The following is a 4129-nucleotide window of genomic DNA, read 5'->3' on the forward strand; positions in this document are numbered from 1 at the left end:
CCCCCCCCCCCCCCCCCCCCCCCCCCCCCCCCCCCCCCCCCCCCCCCCCCCCCCCCCCCCCCCCCCCCCCCCCCCCCCCCCCCCCCCCCCCCCCCCCCCCCCCCCCCCCCCCCCACCCACCTTTTTTTGTCGTGGTTCGTCGGCAGCGTCAGATGTGTATAAGAGACAGGTTATACACAAAACACGAATACACTATGACTAGCGAATTGATAGAAAAGGAAACAATTGATGTAGCCAAAATCGTACCTGCCCAAACTGCACTTTCTGAAGAATTGACCAACAGGCTAACGGCTGCACAACGGTTAGGCAACGAATTTAAGGCGAAAGCAACCATCGAATTCAATACGGTTGATGGACCCAAAAGAGTAAATACAACGGTATGGTCTGTTACCGAAAAATATATCCAGCTTAAAAACAATATCCACATTCCGATTAAATCGATAATCGATATCGACTTTTAAAGAAAAAGCCCGTTTCAGAAATGAAACGGGCTTTTTTGTCTGGTTAAATGATCTTATTGCTTTTTCATTTGAAGGGTTTCCCTAAAAATGGCCTGGATGTCTCTTTGCTTATCAATGTTGACGATCACTTCCTGTATGGTATTGGCTGCATCGATAAAGAATTGTTTGTTGATGTTCTGGTACTCGTCTGTGGCCTTATGGTAGTCTTTATGGTCTTCTACGCCAAAGTAGATAAACGGAATATTCTTGGCATTAAAAGCACCTTGATCGCTTTGGTTTGTCCAATCGTCGTGACCCAATTTAGGGTCGTCATGGCCCAGAAGTAATTTAAGGTTTGGATTGCTTGAAATCAAGAAGGGCTTAAGCTGCGGATACTTGAAAGTACCTGTGGCATAAAGTTCTTGCTTGTCGTTATGGCTGATCATATCCATATTGATGTTGAGCTTTATTTTTTCGAGTGCTACCGGCGGGTTAGCTACAAAAGCCTTTGCACCCTGAAGCCCCATTTCCTCACCATCGAAAACGGCAAAAATAAGTGTGTTGTTAGGTTTGTTTTTGGAAAAGTATTTGGCAAACTGCAAAAGTCCGGCAACTCCCGAGGCATTATCATCGGCACCGTTGTAGATTTCGTTTTTGATGACGCCTACATGGTCGTAATGAGCCGAAATTACAATTACGTTATCGGTTTTGCCCGGAATATAGGCAATCAGGTTTTTGCCTTGTATGGCTGTGCCTCCATTGCGGCCTTTGATTTCGAAAGCTTGTTCGTAGCTGCCTTGGCCAGGATAAGGCTTAAGCCCGATTTCCTTCAAACGGCCGGTTATATAGGTTCTGGCCATTTCGGCGCCCTTGGTTCCGGTTTTACGGCCTTCGTAGGCATCAGAAGAAAGCACTTCTACGTCTTTTAGCAGTTGCTTACTTGTTTTATCATTCCCTTGTTGCGTTTTAACTGAGCCACAGCTCATTAATAAGGCTAATGGAAGCAGGAATATCCTTTTCATTGATTTTGGTTTTGTTTGAAGCCTAAAGGTAAAGATATTGTGGGACAAAATATGCGTTTGAGTTTTGTAAAAACTTAATTTGGGGCATCGATGTTGTAAGATTAATCTTAATTTGGAGTATTAATTCAACATTAAAAACAGCATATGGAATATAGACGTTTAGGAAAATCGGGTTTGCAGGTAAGTGCGCTTTCTTTTGGAAGCTGGCTAACTTTTGGCAACCAGATCAGCGACAAAACCGCCGACGAACTGATGGGGATTGCCTATGATGCCGGTGTCAATTTTTTTGACAATGCAGAAGGCTATGCCGAAGGTAAATCGGAAATCGTGATGGGTAAAATCCTCAAATCACAAAAATGGGACCGCGAATCTTTTGTGGTATCGAGCAAGGTATTTTTTGGCGCCGAACACAAAGGTCCAAACCGGATGGGCCTGTCGCGCAAACACGTAATTGAAGCCTGCAACGCCGCCTTAAGCCGACTGCAGGTAGATTACCTCGATTTGTATTTCTGCCATAGGCCCGACAAACAAACGCCAATAGAAGAAACCGTGTGGGCTATGAATACGCTTTTGCAACAAGGCAAAATACTTTATTGGGGCACTTCAGAATGGAGCGCGTCAGAGATTATGGAAGCCATAAGCGTAGCTAAGCAATATCATTTGATAGGACCAACTATGGAGCAGCCTCAGTATAACTTGTTCGAGCGCCAAAAGCTTGAAAACGAATACCTTCACTTGTTTAAGGAGCATGGCTTGGGCACTACCATTTGGTCGCCATTGGCTTCTGGACTGCTCTCGGGCAAGTATTCGAGTGGCGATGTGAAAGACACGCGTCTAGCACTCAGTGGCCTGGAATGGCTAAAGGATAGGGTAATGGCCACCGAAAAACTGAAAAAGGTTGAAGCCCTTAAAAAACTTGCCGAGAAGATGAATCTTCCTGTGGCTAAATTGGCTTTGGCCTGGTGCCTTAAAAATCCAAATGTAAGTACCATGATCTTGGGTGCTTCTAAGCCTGCGCAATTGAAAGAGAATCTTACTGTGTTAGAGGTGGTGCCTCTTTTAACCGACAAGGTAATGGAGAACATCGAAAAAATTATGGGTACTAAGCCTGTATTGCCACCATTCTAGAGATACTTTCCAAGAATTACAAATAAGCTCTGGCCTAACTGTCAGGGCTTTTTTTGTCGATATTAACTAGGGTAAATTCAGGATGATTACAAAATAACCCGGCCCAAGCGCACAACTTGGGCCGAGTTCCAAATAAATTATCCGACAAGAGCGTCTGATTTAATTTAGATGAGGGGTAAAATGACTTAGCACTCAAAGTTGATTAAATCGGCCGGATTATTTAAATGTTTTATATAGAAGCGCATAAATCTTATACGAAAGCCTCATTTCTCGATATGAAACCTCATGCAAGATTTGTGTGCAAGATCCTATTCGGTTCAGATCTTGTACGGTCGCTATCTATTAAACTCGAAAATACCCAGGGTTGCAACAGTACTTTCCGGATCGTTTGAAGAAGGAACACTGTTAAACATGGCCGTGCAGGTTTGTTCATCGCTATAGCTGCACTTGTAGGTATTAGGTCCGAGTTCGCCTTCTTCAACCCGTTCAAGGTTGGCAATGGGCTCCCAGTCCCACGTAGTTGGAGAATGCATCACTTTTCCATAATAAGCTGATTTGGGTGCTTTAAAAGCGCTTTGCGTGAAAGCGAGTGCAAGTGCGGTCATGCACACCAATGCACTGATTTTGTAATTTTTCATCGTGTTTAAGTTTTTGATTGATAAATAAGCCGGGACTGAAGTTTCAACTATAAATGTTGTGTTTTTTCTTACCTCCTTTCTTTATAAGTATAATGGCCAAAACAGAGAGCATTAACCAGAAAAGGTTAAAGTAAAAGTGTTCGTTCCAGCTAGTGTTTTCGAGCAGGCCACCGCAAGAACAAGGTATGGTGCCGAATACTTTAGCTATTACCAATCCGATGTAGCCCGTAAACAGCAACATCAATAAAAAGGATAGGTAAAATCCGTACAGTCTGGTGCGGATAGCAAGCAGTAGAATCGCCGCCACCAGCTCAAAAATTGGCAGCAGAAAAAGAAGGGCAATTGCTAAAGCGTGTGGCAATGGCTGGTTAAACAACGACCACTTGAAGCTTTGGATATCAATCAGTTTTGTGGCCAATGTATAGCACCAAAGAAAGATAAAGGCCAAAGCTGCCAATTGGATGATTTGTTTTTCATAGGTAGATGAAATCCTCATTTTCAGATTGGTTAACACAGTACTGGTAGTTTATAGCTCACATCAAAGCTCAAAGAACCTTTCGCCACATTGTCTGACGAGAAGTAGGTTTTGTCAGAACCCCTGATTATTTTTTCGGCACCATATTCCTGGCCTTGGAAATCGGGGCTGTTAAAATAAATAGGCAAACGATTAATCAGCGCAAAACCGACTCGGCCTGCAGCGTAATTGATAAAGTCAGACCCCATCTGTTCTAAGTAACTGTTCTGGCTAGGGCTGAATTCAAACTTGCTTTTCATCCAATTCCTGAAGTCTGTGATCACTGCAGTTGCTTCCATGGCAAGCAGGTCTGTCTCTTATACACATCTAAAAAGGGGGGGGGGGGGGGGGGGGGGGGGGGGGGGGGGGGGGGGGGGGGGGGGGGGG

6 protein-coding genes are annotated in these 4129 nt (G+C 44.5%); 2 read left to right on the forward strand and 4 right to left on the reverse strand.

Annotation, left to right across the window (positions count from 1 at the left end):
* On the forward strand, window positions 1-461 hold a 461-nt coding region (locus tag JHD69_RS21130), incomplete at its 5' end, for a hypothetical protein (protein WP_233166063.1).
* Window positions 462-514: 53 nt separating this feature from the next.
* Here the strand turns inward: JHD69_RS21130 and JHD69_RS19155 are convergent.
* Window positions 515-1462, reverse strand: coding sequence for a M28 family peptidase (locus tag JHD69_RS19155; RefSeq protein ID WP_199141946.1), 948 nt, complete (start codon window positions 1460-1462; stop codon window positions 515-517).
* A 144-nt stretch (window positions 1463-1606) separates the two neighbouring features.
* Between JHD69_RS19155 and JHD69_RS19160 the strand changes: the two genes are divergently transcribed.
* Window positions 1607-2590, forward strand: a complete 984-nt coding sequence (locus tag JHD69_RS19160) for a potassium channel beta subunit family protein (RefSeq protein ID WP_199141947.1) — start codon at window positions 1607-1609, stop codon at window positions 2588-2590.
* Window positions 2591-2925: 335 nt separating this feature from the next.
* Here JHD69_RS19160 and JHD69_RS19165 read toward each other — a convergent pair whose 3' ends face one another.
* The 3 genes from JHD69_RS19165 to JHD69_RS19175 are packed head-to-tail and all read right to left on the reverse strand — an operon-like array spanning window position 2926 to window position 3951.
* On the reverse strand, window positions 2926-3228 hold the full coding sequence (locus JHD69_RS19165) for a hypothetical protein (protein WP_199141948.1): 303 nt from the start codon (window positions 3226-3228) through the stop codon (window positions 2926-2928).
* Window positions 3229-3271: 43 nt separating this feature from the next.
* Complete coding sequence (locus JHD69_RS19170) at window positions 3272-3724, reverse strand: MauE/DoxX family redox-associated membrane protein (protein WP_199141949.1); 453 nt, start codon at window positions 3722-3724, stop codon at window positions 3272-3274.
* 11 nt (window positions 3725-3735) lie between these two features.
* On the reverse strand, window positions 3736-3951 hold the full coding sequence (locus JHD69_RS19175; protein ID WP_199141950.1) for a hypothetical protein: 216 nt from the start codon (window positions 3949-3951) through the stop codon (window positions 3736-3738).
* Window positions 3952-4129 lie beyond the last annotated feature (178 nt).

Source organism: Pedobacter sp. ASV12 (assembly GCF_016429155.1).
Lineage (GTDB): Bacteria > Bacteroidota > Bacteroidia > Sphingobacteriales > Sphingobacteriaceae > Pedobacter.